A 26,999-nucleotide genomic window follows, 5' to 3' on the forward strand; every position below is an offset into this window, starting at 1 on the left:
GCGGATCCGCCGGAGGCGGCCGGGCCACCCTCGCCCGTACCAGGGAAAGATGTTCATGATCCCGGGCAACGTCGGCGACCGGCGGGGCGTATTGATCAGCGACACCCCGTTGAAAGGCTCCGCTGTGACGACTGAAGGATTCGACGAGTTCGTGGTGGGCCGCTCCGCGCGGCTGCTGCGGACCGCGTTCCTGCTCACCCAGGACTGGGCACTCGCCGAGGACCTGTTGCAAACATCCCTGGTCAAGGCCTGGTCGGCGTGGCGGCGCATCGACGGCGACCCCGAGCCGTACGTCCGCCGCGTCATGGTCAACACCAACACGAGCTGGTGGCGGCGACGGTGGCGGGCCGAGGTGCCGACCGAGCGGCTGCCGGAGTCGGCGACCGACCCGTACCCCGGGCACGACGAACGCGAACAGCTCTGGCAGGCGCTGCGCCGGCTGCCGGCCCGGCAGCGCGCCGTGATCGTGCTGCGCTACTTCGAGGAGCTGTCCGAGGCCGAGATCGCCGAGGCGATGGGCTGCTCGGTCGGCACCGTCAAGAGCCAGGCCAGCAAGGCCCTGGCGAAGTTGCGCCTCGACGAGACCCTGACCCGCGAAGGAGCCCTGCGATGAACCTGACCGAGCTGCGCGACGTGCTCGACGAGCGCTCCGCCACCGACCACAGCGACTTCCCGGGCCACCGGATGCTCGACGGCGTGCACCACCGGCTGCGGATCCGGCGCCGCCGCCGGCAGGTCGCCGGGGCCGCCGCGGCCGTCGTCGCGGCCGCCGCCGTGGGACTGGGCACGCTGGTCGCTCCGGGCCAGCACCGCGGCACGCCGGCCGACACCCCGCCGGCTCCCCCGCCGACGGCGACCATCGAGGGCTTCCCCGAGTACGACTCCGGCCACCGGGTCATCGCGGCGAACACCGGACTGCCGCCGGCGAAGTCGGTCTCGTTGACGTTCACGCCCCCCACCGTCGCCGGCCTGTCCTTCATGACCCGCTGCGAGGGCGGCCACCCGTACGTGCTGAGCCTCAACGGCCAGCCGATCAGCCAGGGCGAGGGATGCTCCGGGTTCATCACCATCCCCGAGCCGGGCAAGGAGCTCAACCTCGCGGCCGGCAAGCCGGCCACCGTCGTGCTCACCTTCACCGGGACGGCGCCGGCCGCCGAGTTCGCCGTGGCCGTGGGCGCGCCGGTGGACCCGGCCGCCTACCCGTACCCGGCACGACCGGCCACCCTGACGCCGCTGGACCTGCCCACCGACAACCCGCGCGCCAAGGACCCGGCCGACCGCATCCACGTCCTGCGGTCGTCCCCCGCCGACCCGCGGGTGGAGGTGACGAGGATGCTGACCTGGCCGGGCACGGACGTGACCGTCTACGCGAACACGCCCGGGGCGGTCACGGTGACCATCGACGGCACCAGGATGGAGCCCTGCCGGTTCTGGAGCTACGTCCTGGCCGCCTGCGGCCGGGGCAACGCCACGAAGGTGCGCAAGGGAGACGTGGTGACCCTGTCCGCCATCCCGGACGGCATGACCGGAGAGTGGGCGGTGGTCATCGAGGACTCCACCGTCGACGTCACGGAAGACTGAGGTTCCGGGTGCGGCGGCATCTGAGTCACCGGTGGACGGGTTCCGTGCGGTGTGCGGAAAGCGTCCCGTCGCGGTGGCCGACCAGGATCCATGGCTGGTCCCCTGCGGGGTGCAGTGTGGTGATCACCGCGGGCTCGGCGCGCATGCCGGGCAGGACGCCCAGGTAGCCGGCGGTGGCGTAGTCGTGGTGGTCGACGCTCAGTCCCGGCGTGCAGGTGAAGACATGTCCGTTGGCGACCACGGCGTCGGCGACCGGCGCCGCGGCCGGCGCGGACCAGCGGCACACGACGCCCTCACCGACGACGATCTCCTTGAGGCCGCCCCGGCCCGCGAGGAACACCCGGTCGCCGTGTGCCCACAGCCGGGCCGGGGTCTCGCCCTGCCGCCACTGCCAGAGCCGTCTCCCGTCCGGCCCGGTGACGGTGAGGGTGCCCCGCGGTCCGGCCGTGATCCGGCGGCCGCCGGGTAGGTAGGCCGCGGCCAGGACCGGCGTACGGTCGGCCGACGCGTCGAGCACGGCACCGGTGCGGGCGTCGGCCTCGACCGCTCCGGCGTCCGTGGCGACGACGAGCCGGTCGCCCGCGGGATCCGCGGCGACGGTGTGCACCCGGGCCGGCAGGTGCGTGATCCAGCCCTGCCGCCCGTGCCGGTCGAGCCGGAAGAGCACGCCGTCGGTGGTCGTACCGATGACGCCGCCCGCTACCGGGGTCACCTGCCGGACGGCGCCGAGCCCGGTGCTGTGATGGTCCTCGACCACCAGGTGCCATCGGAGGTCGTGCCGCAGGTGAACGACGCCGATGCCGGAGTCGGTGGCGACATAGGCGAGCGTGGCGTCGTCGACGGCGGCCTCCACGCCCTGGACGGCGCAGGAGTCGAAGGCGGTCTGCACGCTGTGGGCGGCGCAGGAGCCGAAGGTGGTCCGCACGCCAGAGGTGCGCGGTGCGCCGGGCCGCCGGGCGGTGCCGGGAGCGCCGTCGTCGACGATCGCGGTGACCTCGGCCGTGGCGGCGTCCACGCTCGCGGTGCAGAGCCAGGTGTCGCGGATGAACTGCACCAGATAGCCGGCGCGGCCGTACGCGTGGGTCGTGCGTACCCCCGCGACCCGGCCACCGCCGGCCTCCCGCAGCGCGACGTCCACGGCTCGCGCGATGGCGGGCTGGTCGGCCGCCCCGACGGGTTCCTCGGCGACTGCCCGCCACGACGTCGCGTCCGGCATGGGTGTCTCGCGCATCTGTGCCTCCGTGGTCTCGCCCATTTCCGTGAGGGGTCACGCACGCCCTCACACCACGGATCGGCGGTACACCGGAAACTGGTCCGTCCCTGGACGTTTTCTGGTCTTAGGGGAAGCGCTTGTCCCTCACGTGGCGTCATGCCACATAGTCGGAGGCGTGGAGGAGCACCTGACCGTAGGGCGTGTGGCGGAGCTGGCCGGCGTAACCGTTCGCACGCTGCATCACTACGACGAGATCGGCCTGTTGCAGCCGTCGGCGCGGACCGCCGCGGGATACCGGGCCTATTCGGCAGACGATGTGGAACGGCTGCGGGAGGTGCTCGCCTACCGGCGGCTGGGTTTCGGATTGCGGGAGATCGCGGATCTGGTTGGCGACCCGGCCACCGACGCGGTCGCGCATCTGCGCCGGCTACGGGGTCTGCTGGTGGAGCAGCGTGACCGTGCCGCTGCCATGGTGACGGCCATCGACAGGGAACTGGAGGCACGAGCAATGGGAATCAGGACGACCCCGGAGGAGCAACTGAAGGTGTTCGGCGCGCAGTTGTACGACACCATCGGATCCGCCTACCCTGCCACGCGGCGCACCGAGCCGCGGATCGCCGCGCGCATCTGGGACGCGCTCGGGGACGCCCGAACGGTGTTGAACGTCGGGGCAGGCACCGGCTCCTACGAGCCACCGGACCGTGACGTCACGGCGGTGGAGCCGTCGGCGGTCATGCGAGCACAACGTCCCCCAGGTGCCGCACCGTGCGTGGCCGCCGGAGCCGAGAGCCTGCCGTTCGCCGACCAGTCCTTCGACGCCGCGATGGCGGTCAGCACCCTCCATCACTGGCCGGACCCGGTCGCCGGGCTACGTGAGATGCGGCGGGTGGCCCGCCGCGTGGTGGTGTTCACGTACGACGCCGACAACACCGGTTGGCGCGAGCGGTTCTGGCTCACCCGCGACTACCTGCCAGAGTTCGCCGGCCTTCTCGTCGGCTGGCCGTCCTTGGCCGACTTGACCCGGGCGATCGGGGGCCGAGCGGAGCCGGTGCTCATCCCGTGGGACTGCGCTGACGGCTTCTTCGAGGCGCATTGGCGCCGGCCCGAGGCGTACCTGGACGAGGATGTGCGCCGGGCGGTTTCGGTTTGGACCAGGGTCGGGTCGCGGGCTGAGGAGCGGGCAGTAGGCAAGCTCCGCGAAGACCTGTCCTCGGGCCGGTGGGCTGAGCGCAACCGCGACCTCGTCGCCCTCGACGCGGCAGAACTCGGCCTCCGTTTGCTCGTAGCCTGAATACCATCCGCCGGGGCCGCTACGCCGGCACCCGCTCGGCCGGGAAGGTGACCACCGCGTCGATTCCCGTGCCGTCGGCCGGGTGCAGGGCCACGTCGCCGCCGCCGGCGGTGGCGAGCTTGCGGACCAGCGACAGGCCCAGCCCGGTGCCGTCCTTGGCCGCGTCCGGGGCTCGCCAGAACGGGTCGAGGGCCCGCTCGCGCTGCTCGGCGGGCAGCCCGGGCCCGGCGTCGACGACGTGCAGCTCCACCATGCCGTCCGGCCCGGGCCGCCAGCTGATCTCGATGGTGCTGTCCGGGGGCGCCACCCGCAGTGCGTTGGACACCAGGTTGTCGATGATCTGCTCCACGGCGCCCGCCACCGCGGTCACCTGGGTGGTCTCCGGGCCCGCCGCTGCCAGGCGCACCTTCTTCTCCGCTGCCAGCGGCGACCACAGGTAGATCCGCTCGGCGACCGCGTCGGCAAGCACGACCGGCTCGCGCGACAGCGAGCTCTGCTCCGACCGCGCCATCGCCAACAGCGTCTCGACCATGTGCGCGAGCCGGTCGGTCTCGGTGATCGCCGCCTGCACGTCGCGGTGGCTGTTGCCCGGGATATCCGACTCGAGGTTTTCCAGGCGGAGGCGCAACGCCGCGAGAGGGGTCTTGAGCTGGTGCGAGGCGTGCCCCACGAAGGAGCGCTGCGATTCCAGCAGGCTGTGCATCCGTGCCGCGGTGGCGCGCAACGTGGCGGCGAGCCGCCGCAGTTCGGGCGGCCCGGTCGTGGCAGGCGGCGGCAGCGCCCCGTCGGGCAGGCGCCGGGTGGCGAGCTCGAGCGCGCGGACGGGCTTGCTGATCCAGCGCGCCAGCGCCAGTGCGATCAGCGCCACCGCCGCCAGCACGGCCACGCCGACGCCGGCCAGCAGCAGCCAGAACTGCTCGATCCGCGACGTCAGCGGGCCCTTGGGCACGGTCACCCGGACCGCGCCCTGCGCGGCCATGCCGGGATTGATCGGCGCGGCCACGGACATGATGCCGACCCCGCCCGATTCCGCGACGCGGGTGCTGATCTGCCCCTGGCCTTGCAGAACGGTACGGATGTCCGGCGCGGTGGCCAGGCTCCCGGCGGGGTGTTCGTCCGGATGCGTGCTCGCCAGCAGGTGCCCCCGGATGTCGACCACGTCGACGTCGCCACCCAGGCGCTGCGCCGACTCGTGCGCGAGCAGGTCGATCTGCTCCCGCTGACCGCTGCGCAGGGCCGTGTCGACGAACGCGGCGAGCACCTCGGCGTCGTGCTCCAGCTGCCCGAACGCGTGCTGCGTCTCGCTGCGGTGGTAGACATAGCCCAGCGGCACCTCGAGCGCGATCAGGATCAGCAGCGCGAACGTGAGGTAGGTCAGCAGCAGCCGCCTAGTCATGGCTGCACGACGAGGCGGAACCCGACACCACGGCGGGTCTCGATCCAGCCCGGGGTGCCGAGCTTGCGGCGCAGGCTCGCCACGTGGAAGTCCAGGGTCTTGCCGCGGCCGAAGAAGTTCGGCTCCCAGACCGTCTCGAGAATGTCGCGGCGGGCCACGACCGCGCCCGGATCGGCCGCCAGCATCACCAGCAGGTCGTACTCCTTGGGCGCGAGAGCGATCACCGCGCCGTGCAACCGCACCTCACGGGTCCGCCGGTCGATGACCAGCGGGCCCACCCGCTGCACCTGGGCACCCGGATCCGGTGCGGCGGTCACCGGCCGGGCCCGGCGGCCGACCGCGTGCATCCGGGCCACCAGCTCCCGGATGCTGAACGGCTTGGCCAGGTAGTCGTCGGCGCCCAGCTCCAGACCGACGATGCGGTCCGCCTCGTCACCGCGGGCGGTGAGCATGATCAGCGGGATGTCGCCGGTGCTGCGCAGCCGCCGGCACACCTCGATGCCGTCGATGTCGGGCAGCCCCAGGTCGAGCAGCACCATCTCGGGACGCGGCGCCGCCAGCGCCGCCGCCCCGGTAGCGACCCGCTCCACCGCCATGCCGTACCGGCCCAGACCGGCGGCCAGCGGCTCGGCGATCGAATCGTCGTCCTCGACCAGCAGAACCCTCATCCCAGCATCTCCTGTCCTGTGCCGGGCGGGCACCCCGGGCGGTGAGGGATACGTACGGTCGCCACGATTGGTTGAAGCAGCAAGCAGACGGCGCGGAAGCAGCCCGGTCGCGATACGGACCTGTGCCGACGAACCGGTTCTAACCGGAACGTCTCCGGCGTCGCGTGGACACCAGATGCACGACGACCTCACTCAGCGCGACCAGGCCGATGAGGGCAAGCGTGATGTTCGACTTCAGGCTGGCGCTGTCGGCCTTCCTGGTCTCCTCCGCCGAGCGTACGGCCAGCGAGTTCCAGTCGTCCGCGCCGGAGGCGAGCGCGGTGGTCAGTTCCTTCTCGACGCCGCCCGCCGACGGCGGTATGCGAGCCATGATGTCGGCCAGGGCGGCGCTTCGGCCGGCTGCTGTCTCCTCGGCACGGGCCAGCTCACCGGCTTCGGCGACGGACCTGGAGTCCTTGTAGACGGCGTCGATCTCTCTGGCAGTCGCGGCGATGCTGCCTTCCTGAGCCGTCTGATGCGCGGTGGTGAGGAATTCCGTGCGTGTCAGGCTGAGGCTCTTGACGCTTCGGGCCTGCACGGTGTGCCGTGCCGACTCGGCCTGGTAGCGCTGCTCCTGCGAGCTGAACACCAGCTGGGTCAAGGGGAGGAGCACTCCGGCGGCCCAGATCGCCAGCAGCACCAGGGCTATGCGTGACTCTTCGCCCGTGGCCTCGCCGGGCTGCTCGTAGAACTTGAGGGGATCCGGGGTGAAGTTCCGGCTGCGTGCGGAACGGCGCCGGCGTGGTGTCCGTACGCAGGCGCCGATGACGGCCAGTCCGGTGATGACCGCGGTGAGCAGGGCGGTCCAGCCGGCGAGCCGGGCGAGTGCGTCGCCTTCCCGGCGGGGGATGTCCGGGTTCGGAGTGGGTTCCCGTGCGGCGGTGACATCCGCGAGCCGGAGGTGCAGGTTCGAGCCCCCACCGGGCAGCGCGTACTTCGGCTCACCGAGCAAGGTGCCCGGGTCGGCCGCCTTGCGCACGGCGAAGGCTGTTTGCGCGGCGATCTGGTGCTGGGTTCGTGCGGCGGGGTTGGTGTCGGCCAGCGGCGCCAGGACGTCGGCACGGATCTGGGTGGCCGCAACCCGGAATGCGAACGGACCCTCGTTCGCGTACACCTGCCGGGTGTCGTCCTGGTAGACGCCGGACCGCGCCACCTCGACCCGGATCGCTTCCTGCCAGGCGCTGGCCGCGTCGCTGTACCGCCATCCGGCGAAGAAGGTCAGCGTCGCGCCGGCCACGATGGCGATGATCTGGACGACCACGCGGTTGCCGCCGATCCGGTCCCGCAGGGTTCGCAGGTTCATGACTCGCGCAGCAGGATCAGGGCGCCTTGGCCGCTTTCCTGCAGGTGCAGCGCGTGAGTTCCGGCGCGGAAGGTGAACACGCGGCGATCCAGAGGTTCCGGCTTGCCGACGTAGTCGCCGGCCGGGTCCTCCGGCATCTTCCGCGTCCGGGTGGATCGCGACGGTCTCAGTTCCAGCCGCGTGCCGGTGGTCACGTAGGTCCCTTCCTGGTCGCGACGGAAGACGAACCGGCCACTCGGGATCTCGTATTCGATCGCTTCGCGGGAGGCGTACCGGCCGTCGGCCGAGAAGCGGAAACGCATCTGCGTGGTGGACGCGGTGCAGATCCATTCCCCGACGATGGTGGTCGTACGGGAAGCGTCCGGCGACGTCGGAGCGGTGCAGGCGGGGCCCGGGCCGGGCGGTGGCGGGGCCGGGTGCGTCGGGGACGGACGAGGCGGTGGCGGCGTGGACGGGCCCGTGCACCCGGCCGGCAGGAGGGTGGCGATGATGATGACGAGACCGGTCACCGCCGGGACAGCGGTGGTGAGCCTCCGGGTGTCGGTCGTGGGTCGCGCCGCCACTGTCAAGCCCTCACGTAGCTGTAGTAGCCGGCTGCGTCGTAGGTGATCCCGAGGACTTCGATACCGGCGGCGTTGGTGTACTCGTACCGCGCGGTCTGCTCCTCGCCGGTGGCCAGGTAGAACGTCATGCGTGAGCCCTGCACCACGAGGACCCCTTCCTCAGGCTCCTGGCTACCGGCCCGAGTGCGGGCATACCGGCCGTCGGACGCGATGACCAGGAATTGTCCGGTCTTGGCACCTTCTCCCCCGGTCCAGTCGCCGACGAGAGTACGCGGAACATCGCCCTCCGGAAGTGACACTGCTCCGGTGGACTCCACCACGGGCGGCGGTTGGGGCTCCTCGGCCGTGCCCGTCGGAACGACGGTCACGGGCGCTGGCGGTACGTACGGCTCGGTCGACGGGTCGCATCCGCCGGTGCTCGATGCAACGAACAACGCGGAAGCGAGCAGGGCCAAGACTCTCGATCTCATCGGCTTCCCTCGTGGCACACGCACGATTCCTCCTCGGACAAGTGCGGACGGAGGAGTTCGCTCCGTCCCGCCTCGACCCTGCCGGTCGCGCGTCCTGAGTGGGCAGTGGTGGCCCGTACCGAATTTTCCGTCCGATCATCCCGGCGGAATCGGTACGTGCAGTACCGGGACATCCAGCGCTGTGTCGGCCACAGTGGGGAGGTGAATTCCGGTCGGCTCGGGACGTTGGCGGCACTGTCGGCGATCGCCGTCGCGGTGACGTTCACCCTCGGCGTGGACGTGATCAACGCGATGTCTCCGGTGGTGTTGCCGGCCGGCGCCGACTATTGGGTGCCGTACCAGGGCTGGGTCTCGCTGCTGGCCGGAGTCCCGCACGCGGTGCTGGGCATCCTGCTTCTCCGGACCAGACCGAGGCACGCTGTCGCCTGGTTGCTCACGCTCTCCGGCATGGCCTGGTTGCTCGACGCGATGTCCGGAAGCTGGGTGCGTCACGCCATGCTCACCGGCTACGACCAGCCGGGCGTGCTGGCGGCGATCTGGCTGCTCGATCGGTTCGGGTCGCTACTGATCCCGTTGACCGTGGCGACCGTCCTGCTGTTCCCCGACGGCCGGCTGCCGCGGCACCGCTTCTGGCGATGGCTGTCCCTGGCCGGTATCGGCCTGACCCTGCTCCTGCCGTTCGCGGCGCTCACCGCCCCGGCGGCCATGCTGAACCGGGTCACCGGTGCTCCGGCGCTGTTCGACGGCCCGGTCACACCGGACGTGCTGACCCTGCCGCTGCCGTACCAGGTGTGGGAACTGCTGTATGCGGTCGGGCTGCCCGCGCTGTACCTGGGCATGGTGATCCCCTTCGCCGTGAGCGTGCACCGCTACCGGCGTGCGGGCGGCGAGGTTCGCGCCCAGATCCGGTGGCTGGTGTGGGCCGTCCTGGTCTCCGCCATCGTTCCGATCGCGGGCGAGCCGCTTCCCGAGCCGCTCCGCTCCGGCTCCCTGACCGGCTCCTTCGGGCTCGTCGCCGTGGCGATCGCCTTCGCCGTGATGCGCCACCGGCTGTACGCCATCGATCGCCTGTTACCCGCCACCGCCGTCTACGGTGCGCTGGCCGTGTCGTTCATCGTGGTCGACGCCCTGGTCATCACCGTCGCGGGACAGATGATCGACGAGCGGGGCGCCGCACTGACCGCGATGGCGGCGGTGAGCGCCGGCTATCTGCTGGGCCGCGACTTCCTCTGGCGCTGGGCCCGGCGCCTGCTGCTGGGCGCCCGGGTGGACTCCGCGCTGGTGGCGACGCTGGCCCGCCGCCTGGAGACGGCCTCGGGCGTGGAGATGCAGCTCACCGAGCTGGCCGGCGCGCTGGCCCACGCCTTCCGGCTCGGGTTCGTCGCGATCCGGCTGCAGCGCCTGGACGGAACGCTGACGACCGTCGTGCACGGCGCGGCCACCGAGGAGACGATCGTTCTGCCGGTCGCCTATCGCGGTGAGCCGATCGGCCAGTTGCAGGTCGTCCGGCGCGACGGTGCCCGGCTCAGCGACCGCGACCAGCGCATGCTCGGCGATCTGGTCCGGCAGGCCGCGGCCGCGACCCGGGCGACCGACATCAACGTCGCCCTGGAACGCGCCCGTACCGAACTGGTCCTGGGGCGCGAGGACGAACGCCGCCGGTTGCGCCGTGACCTGCACGACGGCCTCGGCCCGTCGATCGGCGCGGTACAACTACGCATCGAGACCGCCCGCAACCTGGCCGCCAGCCGTCCGGAGGCCGTCGACGGGCTGCTCGCGAGCGCGGCACGCGACATCGGCGCCATCCTCGACGAGATCCGGCGGGTCGTCTACGAGCTCCGGCCGCCGGCCCTCGACGAACTGGGCCTGGTCCGGGCCGTCCAGCAGCACGCGGACGCGATGCAGACGGCGGAGTGTCCCGTCGAGGTGAACGCCGCCGAGCCCTTGCCGGTGCTGCCGGCCGCGGTGGAGGTGGCCGCCTACCGCATCGTGTCCGAGGCACTGGCCAATGTCGTCCGGCACGCCGGGGCGACCCGGTGCGCCATCTCGATGAGCACCTCGGTGGACCGGGACGAGCTGCTGATCGAGGTATCCGACAACGGACGCGGGATGGCACCGGACCGGGCGCCCGGCGTCGGCCTCATCGCCATGCGGGAGCGGGCCGGTGAGCTCGGCGGACGCTGCGCGGTGGAGAGCACCGGCGAGGGCGGCACTCTCGTGCGCTGCCGGCTTCCGCTGAGTCGTGCCGACATCGACGGCCGCGAGGAGAGTGACAGACGTGTCGGAGTGTGAACGACAGATCCGGGTACTGCTCGTCGACGACCACCCGGTCTGGCGCGAGGGACTGGCCGTGCTGCTCGCATCGGTGCCGAGCGTCGAGGTGGTCGGCACCGCGGCGGACGGGGCGGCGGCCGTGGCGGCGGCCGCGCGGGAGCAGCCCGACGTGGTGCTCATGGACATCCAGATGCCGGTCATGAACGGCGCCGAGGCGACCCGGGAGGTGACCGCGCAGAGCCCGCACATCGCGGTCGTCGCCCTGACCATGCTCGAGGACGACGAGACGCTGTTCAACGCTCTGCGCGCGGGAGCGATCGGCTACCTCCTCAAGGGCGCCACGCAGGCGGACATCCTCCGGGCCATCACCTCGGCGGCCAACGGCGAGGCCCACTTCGGACCGGCCATCGCGCGGCGCATCACCCGATACTTCGCCGCCCAGCCGACCTCGGCGAGCAGTCTCGCCTTCCCGCAGCTCACCCAGCGGGAGAACGAGGTGCTGAAGCTCATCGCGGACGGTCTCACCAACGCACAGATAACGGCCCGGCTGACGCTCGCGCACCAGACCGTACGCAACCACGTACACAACATCTTCGCGAAGCTCCACGTCGCCGACCGGGCCGAAGCGATGACCCGGGCCCGCGAAGCGGGTCTAGGCCATCGACGCGGCCTGAACGGTCCGATCTAGCCACCGACGAACGGGTTTGCAGGACGGTATCGACCCGCTATCAACCTCCTCGCACATGGTTGATCATCAATTTAAGCTTCCTCCGTAGCGTCTGCTCCAACGTCGAAGGACGTAGATCCCCCAGGAGGAGCAGATGCGTTCAGCCAGCACGAACAGACCGTCCATCCCGAGCCGCGGAAGGCGGATGGTCACTCAGGTGACCGTCGCGGCCGCCGGCCTCGTCCTCGCCGTGACCGCCGCGGGACCGGCATTCGCGGCCGAAGCGGTCGGGACCGTCGCGCACGCCGGGAGCCCGTCGGCGATCCCCGGCAGTTACCTCGTCACGCTCAAGGCCGAGCCGGTCGACCGCGCCCGCGCCGACCGGCTCACCCACCGGTACGGCGGCACCGTCACGCGCGTCTTCGGCCACGCGGTCGAGGGCTACACCGCCCGACTCACCGCGCGGCAGGCGGCCCGGCTCGCCGCCGATCCGGCCGTCGGCTCGGTCGAGGCCGACCAGCGCGTCACGGTCGCCGACACCCAGACCGGGGCGCCCTGGGGCCTGGACCGCAGCGACCAGCGCGATCTGCCGCTCGATCAGAGCTACACGTACGGGCCCAGCGCCGGCGTGACCGTCTACGTGATCGACACCGGCGTCGCGACCGCCCACCGGGACTTCGGGGGCCGCGCCTCCTCCGGCTACGACGCCGTCGAGGGCGACGACGTCGCGCAGGACGGCAACGGGCACGGGACCTTCGTCGCCGGGGTGGCGGCCGGCTCCACCTACGGGATCGCCAAGAGCGCCCGGGTCGTCGGGGTCCGGGTCCTCGGCGACGACGGCTCCGGCACCACGAGCGGCGTCATCGCCGGCATCGACTGGGTCACCGCCCACGCCACGCCCGGCCGCTCGGTGGCCAACCTCAGCCTCGGCGGCGGCGTCAGCAGCACCCTGGACGCGGCCGTACGCCGGTCGATCGCCGCGGGCATCCCGTACACGATCGCCGCGGGCAACTCCGGCGCCAACGCGAGCACCACCTCCCCCGCCCGGGTCACCGAGGCGCTCACCGTCGGCGCGACGGACCGCACCGACGCCCGCGCGCCCTGGTCCAACTACGGCTCCGTCCTGGATCTGTTCGCACCCGGCGCCGGCATCACCTCCGCCTGGCGGACCAGCACCACCGCGACCTACACCGGCAGCGGCACGTCGTTCTCGGCGCCGCACGTAGCCGGGGCGGTTGCTCTTCATCTCGCCGCACACCCCGGCGCGACGGTGGCGGCCGTCAACGCGGCGATCGTCGGGGCCGCCACGACCGGCGTGGTCACCGGACCGGGCGGCGGCTCCCCGAACCGTCTGCTCCACACCGCCACGCTCGCCGGTTGACCTGCCTCATCCCGCTCCACGGCCCGGCCGGGAACCTCCCGGCCGGCGCCTGTGCGCGAGGACGCCCAGCGCCGTTCAGACGACCGTGACCGGGTGAGCCACCACCGCACCGAACAGATATCCCAGCGTGTTGTAGGACGTCTGCGCCGGCTGGGTGGCGCCGGTGACGTCGGTGGCCCGGGCGCGCACGGTGTACGCCCCCGGCGCGCCCGGGCGCCAGGGGAACTCCCACCGCTGCCAGCCGGCGGCCTCGCCCCGGCCCAGGGCACAGGCCCGCTGCCAGGTCATCCCGCCGTCCGTGCTCACCTCGACGTGGCGGATGCGGCCGTTGCCCGACCACGACCGGCCACGCAGGACATGTGTCCGGCCGGCCGGCAGGGAGGCGTTCCACGGCAGCTCGAACGCGCTCTTGACGACCTGGCGGTCGATCAGCTCGCCGCCGGCCGGGTAGTCGGGGCCGAAGAGCCGGTAGAACTGGGTGTTCCACGGCGAGAACAGGGGCGACGCCGACACCTCGATGCGGCCCACCCACTTGACGGAGGCGATCCCGATCCACGACGGTACGACCAGCCGTACGGGAAAACCGTGGTCGGGTGGCAGCGGCCGGCCGTTCATCTCGTAGGCCAGCAGCACATCGTCGAGTGCCTTGACGACCGGCAACGGCCGGCGCACGGGGCCCAGGTTCACCCCGCCGGAGACGAAATCCGGATCGAGCCCTTCCGGCTGCACGTCGACCGCGGCGCGGGTCAGCCCCGCACGGCGCAGCACCGTGCCCAGGCGGACCCCGCGCCAGCGGGCCACCCCGACGGCGCCCAGCCCCCACGCCGTTCCCGACACGCTCTGGCCCTGCTGGCCGCCGAAGAAGCTCCGCCCGTTCCCGGCGCACTCCAGGAACGCGGTGACCGACTCGGCCGGCAGACGGCGCAGGTCGGCGTAGCCGAACTCGACCGGCGCCTCGGCCGTCGGGCTACCCCGCAGGCCGGTGCCGAACAACCGCAGCCGCCACGTCTCCGCGTCGACGACCGGCGTACGGGTGTGGTTGCGGACGAAGAACCGGTCGACCGGCACCAGATGGCCGGCACCGGTCATCGCCTCCCACCGCATCTCGGCGTTCGTACCGAAGACCGTGAACAGCTCCGGCGGCAACGGCTTGAGGATCGGGCCGGCCTGGGCCTCGGGCGCGGCGGGTCGCTCGGCGGCGGACGCGGCCGGGGGCCGTCCGCCGGCGAATGCGGCCGCGCCGGCCCCGAGTGACAGGCCGGCCGCAAGTCGGGCCACGTCGCGGCGGGTCAACCGGGCGTCCGTCGCCAGGCCGGCCCGCCACTGCCGCAGCCGGGCACGGTCGTAGTCACGTTCGTCGAGCGGTTGCTGGTCCACCATGGCCGACTCCCCTCAATAGGCTAGTGAGCCTACCGCCCCGATAGGATTAGGGAGGGGTCGAGGCATCTCGATGCCGCAGGTGGGCCGAGGCGATGAGGGCCACCGCCCGGTCCGCGTCGTGGGCCAACTCGTGCAGGACGGGCCGCGCGAGGGTCCGGGGCATCTCCAGAAGGGCCTGGGTGAGACGGATCCGGACGGCCGAGTCCGCGGTGGGGGCGGCCAGTTCGCCGGTCAGGGCGCTCATGATCCGGTCCGCGCGGGCGGGGTCCTCGGACAGGGCGCCCAGGGCCTCGGCCGCCTCGACGTCGTTGGCACCCTCGACCACCATGCCGACGAGGGTGGGGACGGCCGCGGCGACGCCGCGCGTACCCAGGGCCAGGGCCGCGTGCCTGCGGACCTCCGCGTCCGCGTCGCCGAGGGCGTCGGCGAGCACCGCGTCCGCCTCGTCGCCGGTCATCTCGGCGATCGCCCGGACCGCGCGGCGGCGGACGTCGACGTCCGCCGAGTGCATGCCGCGGGTCACGCTCGCCAGGCCCGCACTGCCCGCGCGCGCGAGGGCCCACCGCAGGGCGCCCGCGACGTTCGGGTCGGACTCGACGAGGACCGCGCCGGCCAGCAGCTCGGCGGGCACCCGTACGTCCTCGCCGGGCGCCAGGACGCTCTGCTGGCGGGACGCGGCACTGGGCGAGGCGATCCCGTGCATGAGCTCCACGATGCGCAGGACGCCCTGCCAGCCGGCGGGCGCCGAGGCATCCACCGTACGGAGCCGGTCCAGCAGCTCGCGATCGCGTTCCAGCCGGTCCTCGGTCCACTTGATGAGCTCGCCGATCACCGCGGACGGCGTGCAGGTGGGGTCCTCCAGCGCACGTCCGATCTGCCGCAACGACAGGCCCAGCGACCGCAGGCTCTCCACGTGGAACAGCCGCCGGATGTCGTCGTCGGAGTACTCGCGGTAGCCGCCCACGGTACGACCCGTCGGCCGCACCAGCCCGAGTGAGTCGTAGTGCCGCAGCATGCGGGTGCTCACCCCGGAGCGGCGTGCCACGTCACCGATCAGCACGCCCGGCCCTCGGTCTCTTCCGCTGCCATGAAGTCGTCCGCCGTGAACCTCGGCGCCTCTACCTGCACGTCGTCCTCCCTGACCCAGTCCACGCCGAGCGCGACGACGCGCTTGGCCTCCTCGACGGCCACGTCGAAGCCGGCGTCCGGGTCGCGCAGGAGCAACACCGTGGCGCGGGCGTGCGCCTGCACCTCCGGGTCCGCGCTCGCCATGCCGGCCTCGAGAGCCGGCACGGCGGCCTCGCCCAGGCCGACCAGCGCCCGGCTCAGGCTGAGCTGCACGTTCCGGTCGCCGCGACCGAGCTGGGCGGCCAGATCCCCGGCCAGCGCCCTCTCCTGCCCCTGCGGGACGAGGACCACGGCGGCCCGCCAGGCGGTCCGCGCCACCTCGTCGTCGAGGTCACGCAGCAAGGAGCGGACGATCCAGGGGTACGCGTCCTTGTTGCCGAGCTTGGAGAGCGAGTGCAACGCCTGGATCCTGGCCTGAGTACGCTCCGACCGGAGCTCGGCGCGCAGCCTGGGCAGCGTGACATCCTGCGGAAGACGGGTCAGCGCCCAGGTGAGCATGTCACGCACGAAGAAGTCGGGCTCGACCGCGCACCGCTCCACGAGCACGTCGACGATGCCGGGATCGGGATGCGTGCCGACCGCCAGGGCCGCCTGCAGGCGGGTCGACGACGCCCCGGCCCGCAAGGCGGCGACCGCGCGGCTGTCGAGTGGGTTCCGAGTCGGGTTCATGAGTACCACCTCCAGGACACACCCAAGACCTTGTCACTGTGTCAGGGTCAACCCGGCCGGCCGGACCAGTGGGCTGATCAGTCCCCCGGCAGCAGCCCCGCGTCCCGGGCGACGAGCGCGGCCTGCACCCGGTTGGCGCAGCCGAGCTTCGTGAGGATGTGCCGTACGTGGGTCTTGACCGTGCCCTCCCCGAGGTACAGCCGCTCGGCGGCTTCGGCGTTGGACAGGCCGAGCCCGATCATCACCAGGACGTCCCGCTCACGGGCGGTCAACAGGCCGACCACCCGCCGGGCCTCGGCCGTACGGCCCGCGCCGGCCGTCACGTACCGGTCGACCAGCCCCCGGACGACCCGGGGCGAGAGGATGGCGTGCCCGTTCGCGGCGGCCCGCACGGCGTGGATGAGATCCTGCGGCCCGGTGTCCTTCAGCACGAAACCGGCGGCGCCGGCGGCCAGCGCCCGCGCCACGTACTCGTCCTCACCGAAGGTCGTCAGCATCACGACCCGGACCGCCGGGGCGCGGGCCGCCAGCTGCTCCGCCGCGGTCAGGCCGTCCATTCCCGGCATGCGCACATCCATCAGGACCACGTCGACCGCCAGCCCGGCCGCGAGCTGGAGCGCCTCGGCGCCGTCCCCGGCCTCACCGACGACCTCGACGTCGCCGGCGTGCGACAACACCATGCGCAGGCCGGCCCGCACCAGCGCCTCGTCGTCGGCGACCAGGACCCGCACCGGGCCGGCGGCACCGGTCACTTCGGTTCCTGATCCCCGGCGCGGACCGGGAACTCGTCCACGGCGACGAGCCGGTCGACCCGGAAGCAGTACCGGACGATCACTTCGTTCTCCCCGCTGTCGTCCCAATCCAGCAGGTAGCGACAGGTCGAGTCGGCCGGCAGGGGCGTCTCCACCGCCTTGGCGGCCAGGCGGGCGAGCGGATCCTCCGTACCGACGATGGTCTCGACGTCGGGCTGGGTCATGCCGATCCGGACGGATTCGGCCGGCGGCTCCTCGTAGGGATCGGTCCCCGGCACGACAAGTGACGCGCCGTTGAGGACTGCGGAGACCAGGGCCGGGATGCCGACCAGGCTGACGGCGAGAACCCCGGCGATTCCGCGCCGGCCGTCCAGGCTTCGCCGGTGCGCGCCGCTCCCCCGCCGGGCCGGGACGGACGCCGGGCCCGCCGCGCCGGCCGCCACGGGCCGCCCCGGCGAGCCGTCCGGCGGGCGCTGGCCGGCCAGCGGCAGCTCGGCCAGCACCCGGAAGCCGCCGCCCGCGGTGGCGCCCGCGGAGAAGACCCCGCCGAGCAGGCGCACCCGTTCCTGCACGCCGACCAGGCCCAGGCCGGTGCCCGGGGAGCACGGCGCTGTCCCCCGCACCCCGACCGGGCCGCTGGAGACCTCGATCCTCACCCGGCCCGGACGCCGCTCGACCACCACCGCCGCCTTCGCGCCGGGCGCGTGCCGGTGGATGTTGGTGAGGCACTCCCGCACCAGCCGGTGCGCGGCGCTGCGGGCCGGCAAGGGAGCATCGGCGAGGTCGTCCCCGTGCCAGGCGAACGCCACGGGTACGCCCGCCGAGCGGGACTCCGCCACCAGCAGGGCCAGGTCGGTCCTCGTGCCGGTCTGCGCCAGCGGCTGCAGCGGCGGCTCGCCCGGGTCGGCCGAGCGCAGCATGCCGAGCGTCGAGCGGAGCTCCTGCATCGCGGCGTGGACCGTGCCACGGATCAGCCGGGCCTCGTCCGCGCCCGCCGGCGTCCCCGCCGCTGTCCCCGTCGCCCGGACTTTCGCGGCCACTGTGCTGGCCGCCCCGCTCCCCTCGCTTCCGGTGGTCTCGGTGCCGGTCGTGGCGAGTTCGAGCGCGCCGGCGTACAGCGAGATGAGGCTCAGCCGGTGGCCGAGCTGATCGTGCATCTCCTGGGCGATGCGGGACCGTTCCTGCAGCCGGGCGGCCGAATGCGCGAGCCGATAGTTGTCCTCCAGGTAATGCGCCCGCTCGCGGAGTGCCGCGACGAGCCGGTCCACCTTGCCGAGCAGCACTTGTACGCCGAACGGCAGGCCGACGCAGATGAGCAGCGCGACGGCGTGGCCGGCCAGGACGATGGTCCAGCCGTAGTGGGCGCAGACCACGGCGACGACGAGGTCGACCAGCACCGCCAGCCCGACCGAGATGCGCAGCCGGCGCTCCGGCCGGACATGACCGGCGGCGCGGAAGGCCGTCAACGCCAGCAGCGCGCCGGCCGCCGGCCACAGGGCGAAGAACGCGGCGGCCCCGACGAGGGCCGTGGCCGGGAACCTCAGCCGGACGAGCGCGAGGAGCACCGTGCCGCCGAGCAGGGCGAAGACCCACCCCGAGCCGGACTCGCAGTCGAAATAGGCCCACGCCGGATCGAACGACAGCTGGTCGACACCCCAGCTCACCGCGGCGACGAGGACGGCCAGGCCGAGTTGCCGCACCACCCGCCTACCGCGCCGCGCCGTGCTCCCCTCAGCCTGTGTCACGCCCGACAGTACGAGGCTGACCGAACCGCGGTTCATCGCGAACGGGCTGGTCAGCGACGATCCGGGCAGATACGGCCCCGCTCGCCGCACGCGACCGGGGGCGCCCGACCCCGCCGACCCTGGGTGTCCGGCGACATCGGGCGCCCGGTCGGCCCCCTTCATGCCGATGACCGTGCGTCCGGCTGCGAACGCAGGTCAGTCCCGCATCTCGGCGTTGTCCGCCGCGTTCTCCATCTCGCCCATCTGGCGGACCGCCGCACCGGCACCCGAACCGTTACCGCCCTGCTCGGAGCCTGGGCGCCCGTTCTGTCCACCCTGCTGGTTGCCATTGTTCTGCTGGTTGTCGTACTGGTTCTGCCGGCCGTTCCGACCACCCTGGTTGCCGTTCTGGCCTTGGTTGTTGTTCTGGCCCTGGTTGTTGTTCTGGCCCTGGTTGTTGTTCTGGCCCTGGTTGTTGTTCTGGCCCTTGCACCGGTCCTGACCCTGCTGGTTCTGACCCTGCTGGTTCTGACCCTGCTGGTTCTGACCCTGCTGGTTCTGACCCTGCTGGTTCTGACCCTGCTGGTTCTGACCCTGCTGGTTCTGACCCTGCTGGTTCTGCCGGGCACCCTGTTGCGCCGCGCGCAGCTGCGCGAGCGCCTGGCGCGCGTTGTTGAGCGCCTGAATAGCGCTTCCTCTCGCGGCACGCAGCTGTTCGACCGCTGCCCGCGCATTGGCGGCCTTGTTCTGCGCGTCCTGCTGCGCCGCATTGTTGCCCCTGTTGGCCGCCGCGTTCCGCTGCGCCGCCTGCGCGGCCTGCACCGCCCGCTGCGCCTTCGCCCGCGCCGCCCGGAACTGCCTCAACTGCGTGAAGAAGGTCTGCCGCGCGGCTTGGAACTGGTTCTGAGCCTGTTGCACGCCACCCTGCTGGTTCTGGCCCTGTCCCTGACCCTGGTCCTGGCCTTGGCCCTGGTTCTGGCCCTGGCCCTGGCCCTGGCCCTGCCCCTGGTTCTGCCCCTGGCCCTGGTTCTGCCCCTGGCCCTGGTTCTGCCCCTGACCCTGGTTCTGCCCCTGACCCTGGTCCTGGTTTTGGCCTTTGCCTTGGCCCTGGCCCTGGTTCCGGCCCTGGTTCTGGTTCTGACCTTGGTTCTGGTTGTTCTGGTTGCGGCCGGCTCCGGCGGTGTTCGCGCCACGTCCGGAGAGGGCAAGCACGTCGCAGTTGTTCCGGACGGTGCGGTTGCCCTCCAGCGCCGAACTGATGCCCGGAATCGTCGCCATCGTGCCGGCCGCCGCCACCGCGGCCACGACCACGGCGATCTTGATTCCCTTCCTTCCCTTCCTGCTTTGCATGGTTACCTCCTCGAAATCGGCTGCGCTTCGGGTGACAGCTGACCGTTTCTACGGGACCGGCAACGCATTCGGTTCAATGCTGGGAAATAATTCTTCAAGCGCCATTGAAAGACAAAAGGAGGTATGCCCCGCGCCATTTTCGACGGGGGCATTCCTCGTTCAACCAGTTGTTGCGTACGGCAGTGCAAAAGTGAACGCAGATTGCGAGCTACCGTCCGGTCCCCGGGATCTCGTCGGCGCCGAATCGGCGATCCATCGACATCCCGGATCGACATCAACAATCGCAGGAAAGTCCGCGCCGTTCTTCTACCGAGCGACCCGGACGCCTCTACCGATCGGGAGAGCGGCCCTCCGGCGGCCGGCTTCGTTACGGCCGACGGCGGCTCTTCGCCGCGCCAGGCGACCCGGTCCTGCACAACTCGGCCCGGCGACCCGGTGCGACCCGATGGCCCACGGCCACAGCCAGGACCAGAGCCACAACCGGAGCTACGACCACGGCCACAGCTACGACCACGATCACGACCACGATCACGACCACGACCACGACCACGACCACGACCACGATCACGACTACGCAGCTACAGCGACAGCCACAGCTACGACCACGGCCAAGGCCACGGCCACAGCTACGACCACGGCCAAGGCCACGGCCACAGCTACGACCACGGCCAAGGCCACGGCCACAGCTACGACCACGGCCAAGGCCACGGCCACGGCTTCGACCGCGGCTACGGCCCGGCCCGGTGAGCCGGCTGTTTGCGGCGACGGACGCGCTGCTGGTACACATCGGCTTCGACGTGACCGGCCACCCCTTGACGGGGCGACGACGCGGCGACACGGCGTGGTCGCCGGGCGTGGCACGATCCGGGGATTCATGATCTTGCCTCCGCGGTGGATCATAGGCGCGGGCACGACGGGGTGAGAGGGATCATGAGAACTGGTGAAGTGACCGGCCGGGCCGGACGGCGGCCGTGGCGCACGATCGTGGCGGTGCTCGCGGCCGCGAGCGTGCTGGGCAGTGCCGGATGCAGCGGTGGCGACAAACCGGCCACCGCGGCGGCCAAGGTCGGCGCGAGCGCGTCCGCGTCCCCGTCCGCGCAGCCCGCCGTGGTCACCGTGGCGGTGAAGACGCCGGCCACCGGCGCCACCCGGGTCGCGGCCAGCACCGCCATCGCGTACACGACGCAGCACCCCGCAGGCACCACCGTCGAGGTCAAGGACGCCGACGGCAAGCCGGTCAAGGGTGTGCTCGACACCGACGCCAAGGAGTTCCGCCCGGCCAAGGCGCTCGCCTGGGGCAAGAAGTACACCGTGACGGTCCGCGGCGCGACCGCGGGCGACAGCGCCACCAGCACCTTCACGGTGATGAAGAAGCCCTCGAAGCTGGTCACCGCGGACAGTTACCTCCGCGACGGCGCCACCGTCGGGGTCGGCATGCCGTTGATGGTCACCTTCAGCCACGGGGTCGGCAAGAAGCACCGCGCCGAGGTGGAGCGCCGGATGAAGGTCACGGCCACGCCCGTACAGGAAGGGACCTGGCACTGGCTCAGCTCGACCGTCGTGCACTACCGCCCCAAGGTCTTCTGGCAGCCGCGGACGAAGATCTCCTACCGGCTGGCGCTCAAGGGCGTGCCCATGGGCGGCGGCTGGTACGGCGAATCGGACTCCACCTTCGACGTCGAGATCGGCCAGTCGCTGGTCATGACCGTGGACAACAAAACCAAGCAGATGACCGTCAAGCGGGCCGGCAAGGTCGTCAAGAAGATCCCGGTCAGCATGGGTAAGCCCGGGTTTCCCACGGTCAGCGGCACGATGCTGGTGATGGAGAAGGAGCGCCGCACCGTCTTCAACACCATCGGCCGGTTCACCGGCGAGGACGCCTACAACCTGGAGGTCGAGTACGCCCAGCGGCTGACCTGGGGCGGCCAGTACATCCACGCCGCTCCCTGGTCGAACTGGGCCCAGGGCCAGACCAACGTCTCCCACGGCTGCCTGAACGTCTCCCAGGGGCTCGGCGAGTGGCTCTTCGAGAACACGCTGATCGGCGACCCGGTCACCATCACCGGCACCGGTGAGCACGTCGCGGAGGGCGACGGCTGGACCGACTGGAACATGAGCTGGAAGGACTACAAGAAGGGCAGCGCGCTGTAGCCGCGCAGGACGACGGCAGTAGCGGAGCAGCGGTCGCAGCCCGGGCACGGACCGAGCCATGAGAGAGGCGGCGGGCTTCCGCGCCCGTCCGCGTCGCTCAGCAGTGGATGGCAGCCGCCCTGGCCACGGACCCGCCGTGGCCGGGGCGGCTGCTTGCGCGATTCGTCCGGTCGATCGCCGCGCCGGCGCGGGCCGGGACCGGCCGGCGGGGCCGGCCTCGGTCGTCAGGGTGTGGAGATGGCGTCCATCAGGTCGCCGACCGACCGGTCCGGCAGCGCGCGAGCGACGTCGGCCAGCGCGACGATGCCGACCAGCTGGTGTCCGTCGATGACCGGCAGGCGCCTGACCTTGTACTGGCCCATGGTGCGCAGAATCTCGTCGGCGTCGTCATCGGCACCGATGGTCACGGGTTTGCCCTGCGCCACATCGGCCGCGGTCACCTCCGCCGGGTCGCGGTCAGCCGCGATCGTCTTGATGACGATGTCGCGGTCGGTGAGCATGCCCTTGAGCTGGTTGTCCTCGCCGCAGATCGGCAGGGAGCCCACGTTCAGCTCGGCCATCTTGTGGGCGGCCTCGGCGAGCGTCTCGCGGTCTTTGACGCAGGTGACGTCTGCGGTCATGATCTCTCGTGCGGTGGTCATCACGGACTCCTTCGCGTGGGACGAACGTCGTGCACAACGTCTTGGTCAACACCGAGATACCCGCTCCCGGCGGCCTTCAACGCGATCAACCCACCGATCGCTCGACCGATCCTGCGGCGTGAGACCAGTGAATCCCCTGTGCCGTACGTGTTCGCTGAGCCGCTGCCCAACCGACACGCTGAGCCGCTGCCAACCGACACGCTGAGCCGCTGCCCAACCGTCACGCTGAGCCGCTGCCCCACCGTCACTGCGTCATCGCGGTCGCGCTGCGCTCTGCCCGGCACCGGCCCGACAGCCCCGTAGTCCGGTGGGTCGCGGACCAGACGTCGCCGGTCGTTTGCTCGGCGAGCCGGCGCTCACCCAGCAGACGCAATGTCGCCCGGACGGTCCGTTCGGGATGTCCGATCGCCCGGGCGATCTCCACCGGCCCGGCCGGCCGTCGGGCCAGCTCGTCCAGGACCGGTTCCTGGCAGGCCCAGACGCGGTCGCGGACGACGATCTGCACGGCCTTGCCCAGCAACGCCACCACCGCTGCGGCGACGAGCGCCCACGGCAGCAGGCGATCGGTCCGTCCGCCGGCGACCGCCGCTATGTACAACCATGTCGTGAGCAGGGTGAGGTAGATGACCCAGCTCCCCAGCTCGACACCCACCACCCCCAGGTGCAGGGCGGGGCCGTCGCGGAACTGACCGATGCCCGGAGGGACCCGCAGCAGCTGCTCGATTTCGGCCGCCTGGTGGCGAAGCCGGATGCATTCGGCGATCTGCCTGATCTCGTAGAGAAAGAGCCCGAAGGTCACCGCGAAGGCGAAGAATCCCACCGGCACCGCCCAGCGCAGGCCGGGTCCCCGGCTCTGGTCGGCGGAGCGCACGACCACCAGCACGCCGGCACTGGCGGCGACCGGGAACAGCGCCAGCAGCTTGCCGCGGAAGTCCGTGATGGCGGCATGCGCCTTGCAGATCTCCGTGTACTGCAGCTCGAGGACGGACCGCTGCGGGTCGGTGGACATGGAGCCATCCAAGCCCGCCGCAGACCGCGACGCCGTCAGGTGACCGACATTTCAGCACCGCGACGGCGCACAGCGGTCACAGAGGTCCCAGCACCACGTCGCGGTCCTCGGACAGCGTCAGCGTCTCCAGGACAGTGAGGAGCTGGCGTTCCTCGTACCTGAAGTGCGACTCCATGATTGCCGCCACACCCTCCAGATGCTTCTGCAGCTCCGCGCGCGGAGCGGCGCGGGATACGGCGGCCTGCAACCCGGCCACCAGGTGAGCGATCATCGAGTGGTCCTGCCGCAGATAGTGCAGCGCGTCGCGCAGGTGCGGGTATCTCTCGGCGACCGCGGGGAAGAGGTGACGGTCCTCGCCCTCGTGGTGGGCCGTGAGTGCGGTGCAGAACCCATGACAGAACAGCAGCAGGTCTCTGGCCACCGGCTCGATCGCCTCGCCGCCGGCGACTGCCTGCCGGGTCACGGCCAGGGCCTCGCGCAGCCTGTCGTGGACGCTGCGCAGCTCCCGGCTCCAGGCGACCAGCCTGGTCTTCTCGCCCTCACCCACGGGTGAAGGGCGAAGGGCCGACGATCATCATCGTCGTGCTCCCCTCGGTCCGGCGCCTCCATGCCTGACACGGTCTGCCACCGGCACGCGACGCTGTAGCCCATCCTAGCCACTGCCTTCGGCCGCCCACCGGCGCGTCCCGGCATTGTCGCGATCTGCCATCCTGGGGATGGTGACAGCTCATCGAGGCACCCGGGTACGCCGCGGTATCGTCGTCGCGGTCCTGGGACTCGGCCTGGTCGGCGCCGCCGCGATCATCGTGCCGATGCTGCGGCCTCCGGGGCCTCGCCCCGCCTTCCAGCTTCCCGTGCCGTGCGGCGAGACCTGGACGCTCGGCACCTACCCGGGACACGACGACCACGACGTGGACCTCTTCCCCGCCAAGGGGGAACCGTGGGGCCGGCCGGTACTCGCGTCCGCCTCGGGCACCGTCACGGAGGCCGGGATCAACGGGACCTTGGGCGGACGCACCCCGGACGACCCCGACGGCCCCCGCGGCCGGGGCGGCGGCTACTGGGTGAAGATCGATCACGGCGGGAAGTGGAAGACGCTGTATCTGCACATGCTCGAACCGCCGCTGGTCCGCGAGGGGCAGCACGTGCGGCGAGGGGACCAGATCGGCCGCATCGGCAGCACGGGCGACTCCGGCGCACCGCATCTGCACTACGAACAACACCGAGGCTTCGAGAAGGTCGAGACGTACTTCGACGGTGTGCCGTCGGGGATCACCAGCGACGACCGGGAGTATTCGGTCTCCCGCCGCAGCAACAACTGCGACGCCGGTGCCGGCGAAACCGGCCCGCAGAAATGACGATCGGGCATTGAGCCGGCATTGACAGATGCCTATCACGTTGGGTTGAATCACCGGCACGGCTCGGCGCGGCATCCCATCTGCGGGTGTGACGCGCTCAGTGAACTCGTTCTGACCCGGCCGTCTCGCGTCTGCGCCGCCCCGTACCTCCAGGGTGAGAGAGACGCGTGTGTCGCCGCGCTCGCGGTGGCTCGGAGGCCGGGTCGTCCCATCGCAGTGAGCTCCCGCCTCCTTCGCTTGGCGAACTGGATCCCCTGACCGGGAGGCGACGTGATCGCTCGCTGGAAACCACTCATCGGCGCTGCCGCCGCGGCCGGGCTTGCCCTGGCCGGCGGCGTGGCGCTGGCTCGTTCCGCTGAAGCGGCGGAGACCCTGCTGACCGCGGGGCGGCCCGCGACCGCTTCCTCCACCGAAGGTGCCGGGTTCGAGGCCAGCAAGGCCGTCGACGGCGGCACCTCCACCCGGTGGGCCAGCGAGGAAGGCGCGGGCGACCAATGGATCGCCGTCGACCTCGGTGCGACCGCCACCATCACCAAGCTGCGGGTCGTCTGGGAGGCCGCGTACGCGAGGACGTACCGGTTCGAGGTCTCCGACGACTCCCAGACCTGGACGCGCGTGTGGTCGACCAGCGCCGGCGACGGTGGCGTCGACAGCAAGTCGGGCCTGTCCGCCACCGGCCGCCACGTCCGGATCCTGGCGCAGGAACGCGCGACCGCCTACGGCTATTCGATGTTCGAGTTCGAGGTGTACGGCAGCAGCGGCGGCACCACGCCTCCGTCGTCCCCGCCGCCGACCAGCCCGCCCCCGGGCGGCGGCGACGCCAGGCCGTTCACCGCGATCGCGGTCGGTGACGTGGCCGTCGATCCGGACAAGGAGCCCGGTGACGCCGCCGAGCGGGCCGTCCTGGAGAAGTGCAAGTCGCCGACGGCGCCCGACTGCGCGCACAAGCTGACGTCGGACCGGGCCGTCGCCGAGAACCCGGACCTCGTCCTGGTCATGGGTGACGCCCAGTACGACGACGCGAACCTCACGCTGTACCGGGCCTACTACGACAAGACCTGGGGCCGGCTGAAGTCCAGGACGAGGGCCGTGGTCGGCAACCACGACCTGTACGACGACGACGGCTACGACGGGTTCAAGAAGTACTTCGGCAGCAACGGCACCGGGCCGGGCGGGACGACCTGGTACAGCTTCGACAAGGAGAACTGGCACTTCATCGCGATCGACTCGAACTTCATCGAGGAGGAAGGCAGCGACGTCGACTCGAAGAAGCAGCTGGAGTGGCTGAAGAGGGACCTGGCGGCCACCACGAAGCCGTGCATCGCGGCGTTCGCGCACCATCCGCGGTTCTCCTCCGGCGACCACGGCAACAACAGCGGGATGAAGCCGTACTGGGAGGCGCTGTACGCGGCCCGGGCCGACCTCTTCCTGAACGGTCACGACCACTCGTACGAGCGGCTCGGCCCGCAGGACCCCGGCGGCAGGGCGACCGCCGGCGGCATCGTCGAGCTGGTGAACGGCGCCGGCGGCGCGCCCTTCTACGACCCGGGTGACGCGACGGCGCCGAACAGCCAGAAGACCGTCTACGGCAAGCTCGGCGTGGTCAGGCTGCAGTTCGGGACGAACACCTTCAGGTGGGACTTCCTGCCGACCGGCACCAGCCGGACCCCGCTCGACAGCAGCCCGACGTACACCTGCCACTGATGTACCTCGCGCAGCAGAACACGACCGACCGCCTCCGGGCGCCTCGCGGTCGCGGCCGGGTCGCCGCGAACGTCCTGGCGCTCGGGGTGGTCAGCCTGGTCACGGACGTCTCGTCCGAGATGGTCACCGCCGTCCTGCCGCTGTATCTGGTGCTCGGCCTCGGTCTCGGCCCGCTCCAGTTCGGCTTCCTGGACGGCCTCCACGGGGGCGTGACGGCGATCGTCCGGATCGCGGCCGGCCGGGTCGCCGACCGTACCCGCAGGCGCAAGCTCGTCGCCGGCAGCGGT

General features: G+C 71.6%; 23 protein-coding genes and 1 pseudogene. 9 read left to right on the forward strand and 15 right to left on the reverse strand.

Annotated elements, in window-relative coordinates:
* The first annotated feature begins 124 nt into the window (after positions 1 to 124).
* A complete protein-coding gene (locus IEY99_RS30015) occupies positions 125 to 613 on the forward strand; it encodes a SigE family RNA polymerase sigma factor (RefSeq protein ID WP_229799376.1) in 489 nt (162 codons plus the stop codon).
* Positions 610 to 1,581 (forward strand): hypothetical protein, encoded by a 972-nt coding sequence (locus tag IEY99_RS30020; protein WP_189207477.1) that lies wholly within the window; start codon positions 610 to 612, stop codon positions 1,579 to 1,581. Before IEY99_RS30015 ends, IEY99_RS30020 begins: the two co-directional genes overlap by 4 nt.
* Positions 1,582 to 1,606: 25 nt before the next feature.
* Here IEY99_RS30020 and IEY99_RS30025 read toward each other — a convergent pair whose 3' ends face one another.
* Complete coding sequence (locus IEY99_RS30025) at positions 1,607 to 2,812, reverse strand: WD40 repeat domain-containing protein (RefSeq protein WP_189207478.1); 1,206 nt, start codon at positions 2,810 to 2,812, stop codon at positions 1,607 to 1,609.
* Between the two features lie 157 nt (positions 2,813 to 2,969).
* Between IEY99_RS30025 and IEY99_RS30030 the strand changes: the two genes are divergently transcribed.
* The gene (locus IEY99_RS30030) at positions 2,970 to 4,085 is read left to right on the forward strand and encodes a MerR family transcriptional regulator (protein ID WP_189207479.1); all 1,116 of its coding nucleotides are present in this window, start codon (positions 2,970 to 2,972) and stop codon (positions 4,083 to 4,085) included.
* 19 nt (positions 4,086 to 4,104) lie between these two features.
* Here the strand turns inward: IEY99_RS30030 and IEY99_RS30035 are convergent, their stop codons facing one another.
* From IEY99_RS30035 to IEY99_RS30055, 5 genes are all read right to left on the reverse strand, one after another.
* Positions 4,105 to 5,481, reverse strand: a complete 1,377-nt coding sequence (locus IEY99_RS30035) for a sensor histidine kinase (RefSeq protein WP_189207480.1) — start codon at positions 5,479 to 5,481, stop codon at positions 4,105 to 4,107.
* A complete protein-coding gene (locus tag IEY99_RS30040; RefSeq protein WP_189207481.1) occupies positions 5,478 to 6,149 on the reverse strand; it encodes a response regulator transcription factor in 672 nt (223 codons plus the stop codon). The genes IEY99_RS30035 and IEY99_RS30040 overlap by 4 nt, the downstream gene beginning before the upstream one ends.
* A gap of 139 nt (positions 6,150 to 6,288) precedes the next feature.
* The gene (locus IEY99_RS30045) at positions 6,289 to 7,491 is read right to left on the reverse strand and encodes a hypothetical protein (protein WP_189207482.1); all 1,203 of its coding nucleotides are present in this window, start codon (positions 7,489 to 7,491) and stop codon (positions 6,289 to 6,291) included.
* A complete protein-coding gene (locus IEY99_RS30050; protein ID WP_189207483.1) occupies positions 7,488 to 7,793 on the reverse strand; it encodes a hypothetical protein in 306 nt (101 codons plus the stop codon). The genes IEY99_RS30045 and IEY99_RS30050 overlap by 4 nt, the downstream gene beginning before the upstream one ends.
* A gap of 263 nt (positions 7,794 to 8,056) precedes the next feature.
* Positions 8,057 to 8,422, reverse strand: coding sequence for a hypothetical protein (locus IEY99_RS30055; protein WP_189207484.1), 366 nt, complete (start codon positions 8,420 to 8,422; stop codon positions 8,057 to 8,059).
* A gap of 303 nt (positions 8,423 to 8,725) precedes the next feature.
* On the opposite strand from IEY99_RS30055, the gene IEY99_RS30060 reads away from it, so the two are divergent.
* The 3 genes from IEY99_RS30060 to IEY99_RS30070 all read left to right on the forward strand — a co-directional run bounded on the left by IEY99_RS30060 (position 8,726) and on the right by IEY99_RS30070 (position 12,846).
* The gene (locus IEY99_RS30060; RefSeq protein ID WP_189207485.1) at positions 8,726 to 10,816 is read left to right on the forward strand and encodes an ATP-binding protein; all 2,091 of its coding nucleotides are present in this window, start codon (positions 8,726 to 8,728) and stop codon (positions 10,814 to 10,816) included.
* Positions 10,803 to 11,486, forward strand: a complete 684-nt coding sequence (locus tag IEY99_RS30065) for a response regulator (RefSeq protein ID WP_189207486.1) — start codon at positions 10,803 to 10,805, stop codon at positions 11,484 to 11,486. The genes IEY99_RS30060 and IEY99_RS30065 overlap by 14 nt, the downstream gene beginning before the upstream one ends.
* Before the next feature lie 184 nt (positions 11,487 to 11,670).
* Positions 11,671 to 12,846, forward strand: coding sequence for a S8 family peptidase (locus tag IEY99_RS30070; protein WP_189207487.1), 1,176 nt, complete (start codon positions 11,671 to 11,673; stop codon positions 12,844 to 12,846).
* Positions 12,847 to 12,921: 75 nt separating this feature from the next.
* Here the strand turns inward: IEY99_RS30070 and IEY99_RS30075 are convergent, their stop codons facing one another.
* The 6 genes and pseudogenes from IEY99_RS30075 to IEY99_RS30100 all read right to left on the reverse strand — a co-directional run bounded on the left by IEY99_RS30075 (position 12,922) and on the right by IEY99_RS30100 (position 19,849).
* On the reverse strand, positions 12,922 to 14,226 hold the full coding sequence (locus tag IEY99_RS30075; protein ID WP_189207488.1) for a sulfite oxidase: 1,305 nt from the start codon (positions 14,224 to 14,226) through the stop codon (positions 12,922 to 12,924).
* Between the two features lie 46 nt (positions 14,227 to 14,272).
* Positions 14,273 to 15,286 carry a MerR family transcriptional regulator gene (locus tag IEY99_RS30080; RefSeq protein ID WP_189207489.1) on the reverse strand — a complete coding sequence of 338 codons (1,014 nt, stop codon included), beginning with the start codon at positions 15,284 to 15,286 and terminating at the stop codon, positions 14,273 to 14,275.
* Positions 15,287 to 15,390: 104 nt separating this feature from the next.
* A pseudogene (locus IEY99_RS30085) lies at positions 15,391 to 16,023 on the reverse strand (HEAT repeat domain-containing protein); the annotation flags it as partial.
* Positions 16,024 to 16,100: 77 nt separating this feature from the next.
* The gene (locus IEY99_RS30090) at positions 16,101 to 16,775 is read right to left on the reverse strand and encodes a response regulator (RefSeq protein WP_308427100.1); all 675 of its coding nucleotides are present in this window, start codon (positions 16,773 to 16,775) and stop codon (positions 16,101 to 16,103) included.
* Entirely contained in the window at positions 16,772 to 18,520 is a 1,749-nt protein-coding gene (locus IEY99_RS30095; RefSeq protein WP_189207490.1) for a sensor histidine kinase, read from the reverse strand. The genes IEY99_RS30090 and IEY99_RS30095 overlap by 4 nt, the downstream gene beginning before the upstream one ends.
* Positions 18,521 to 18,715: 195 nt before the next feature.
* Complete coding sequence (locus IEY99_RS30100) at positions 18,716 to 19,849, reverse strand: hypothetical protein (RefSeq protein WP_189207491.1); 1,134 nt, start codon at positions 19,847 to 19,849, stop codon at positions 18,716 to 18,718.
* 930 nt (positions 19,850 to 20,779) lie between these two features.
* Here IEY99_RS30100 and IEY99_RS30105 point away from each other — a divergent pair.
* Positions 20,780 to 22,000, forward strand: a complete 1,221-nt coding sequence (locus IEY99_RS30105) for a L,D-transpeptidase (protein ID WP_189207492.1) — start codon at positions 20,780 to 20,782, stop codon at positions 21,998 to 22,000.
* A gap of 224 nt (positions 22,001 to 22,224) precedes the next feature.
* On the opposite strand, the gene IEY99_RS30110 is transcribed toward IEY99_RS30105, so the two are convergent.
* From IEY99_RS30110 to IEY99_RS30120, 3 genes are all read right to left on the reverse strand, one after another.
* Entirely contained in the window at positions 22,225 to 22,641 is a 417-nt protein-coding gene (locus IEY99_RS30110) for a CBS domain-containing protein (protein ID WP_189207493.1), read from the reverse strand.
* A gap of 244 nt (positions 22,642 to 22,885) precedes the next feature.
* Positions 22,886 to 23,650 carry a hypothetical protein gene (locus tag IEY99_RS30115; protein WP_189207494.1) on the reverse strand — a complete coding sequence of 255 codons (765 nt, stop codon included), beginning with the start codon at positions 23,648 to 23,650 and terminating at the stop codon, positions 22,886 to 22,888.
* A 76-nt stretch (positions 23,651 to 23,726) separates the two neighbouring features.
* Complete coding sequence (locus tag IEY99_RS30120; RefSeq protein ID WP_189207495.1) at positions 23,727 to 24,197, reverse strand: hemerythrin domain-containing protein; 471 nt, start codon at positions 24,195 to 24,197, stop codon at positions 23,727 to 23,729.
* 169 nt (positions 24,198 to 24,366) lie between these two features.
* Here IEY99_RS30120 and IEY99_RS30125 point away from each other — a divergent pair, with 169 nt between their 5' ends.
* The gene (locus IEY99_RS30125) at positions 24,367 to 25,008 is read left to right on the forward strand and encodes a M23 family metallopeptidase (RefSeq protein ID WP_189207496.1); all 642 of its coding nucleotides are present in this window, start codon (positions 24,367 to 24,369) and stop codon (positions 25,006 to 25,008) included.
* Between the two features lie 270 nt (positions 25,009 to 25,278).
* Positions 25,279 to 26,712, forward strand: coding sequence for a discoidin domain-containing protein (locus tag IEY99_RS30130; RefSeq protein WP_189207497.1), 1,434 nt, complete (start codon positions 25,279 to 25,281; stop codon positions 26,710 to 26,712).
* The last annotated feature ends 287 nt before the right edge of the window (positions 26,713 to 26,999 follow it).

The sequence above is a fragment of the Couchioplanes azureus genome, from assembly GCF_014648355.1.
Lineage (GTDB): Bacteria > Actinomycetota > Actinomycetes > Mycobacteriales > Micromonosporaceae > Actinoplanes > Actinoplanes azureus.

Bases quoted from the DNA above. Each gene is read 5' to 3' on its own strand.
- IEY99_RS30025 (WP_189207478.1), bottom strand. From the start codon at position 2,812: ATGCGCGAGACACCCATGCCGGACGCGACGTCGTGGCGGGCAGTCGCC.
- IEY99_RS30050 (WP_189207483.1), bottom strand. From the start codon at position 7,793: ATGCGTTTCCGCTTCTCGGCCGACGGCCGGTACGCCTCCCGCGAAGCG.
- IEY99_RS30020 (WP_189207477.1), top strand. From the start codon at position 610: ATGAACCTGACCGAGCTGCGCGACGTGCTCGACGAGCGCTCCGCCACC.
- IEY99_RS30075 (WP_189207488.1), bottom strand. From the start codon at position 14,226: ATGGTGGACCAGCAACCGCTCGACGAACGTGACTACGACCGTGCCCGG.
- IEY99_RS30100 (WP_189207491.1), bottom strand. From the start codon at position 19,849: ATGCAAAGCAGGAAGGGAAGGAAGGGAATCAAGATCGCCGTGGTCGTG.
- IEY99_RS30110 (WP_189207493.1), bottom strand. From the start codon at position 22,641: ATGACCACCGCACGAGAGATCATGACCGCAGACGTCACCTGCGTCAAA.
- IEY99_RS30045 (WP_189207482.1), bottom strand. From the start codon at position 7,491: ATGAACCTGCGAACCCTGCGGGACCGGATCGGCGGCAACCGCGTGGTC.
- IEY99_RS30125 (WP_189207496.1), top strand. From the start codon at position 24,367: ATGGTGACAGCTCATCGAGGCACCCGGGTACGCCGCGGTATCGTCGTC.
- IEY99_RS30035 (WP_189207480.1), bottom strand. From the start codon at position 5,481: ATGACTAGGCGGCTGCTGCTGACCTACCTCACGTTCGCGCTGCTGATC.
- IEY99_RS30070 (WP_189207487.1), top strand. From the start codon at position 11,671: ATGGTCACTCAGGTGACCGTCGCGGCCGCCGGCCTCGTCCTCGCCGTG.
- IEY99_RS30040 (WP_189207481.1), bottom strand. From the start codon at position 6,149: ATGAGGGTTCTGCTGGTCGAGGACGACGATTCGATCGCCGAGCCGCTG.
- IEY99_RS30115 (WP_189207494.1), bottom strand. From the start codon at position 23,650: ATGTCCACCGACCCGCAGCGGTCCGTCCTCGAGCTGCAGTACACGGAG.
- IEY99_RS30105 (WP_189207492.1), top strand. From the start codon at position 20,780: ATGAGAACTGGTGAAGTGACCGGCCGGGCCGGACGGCGGCCGTGGCGC.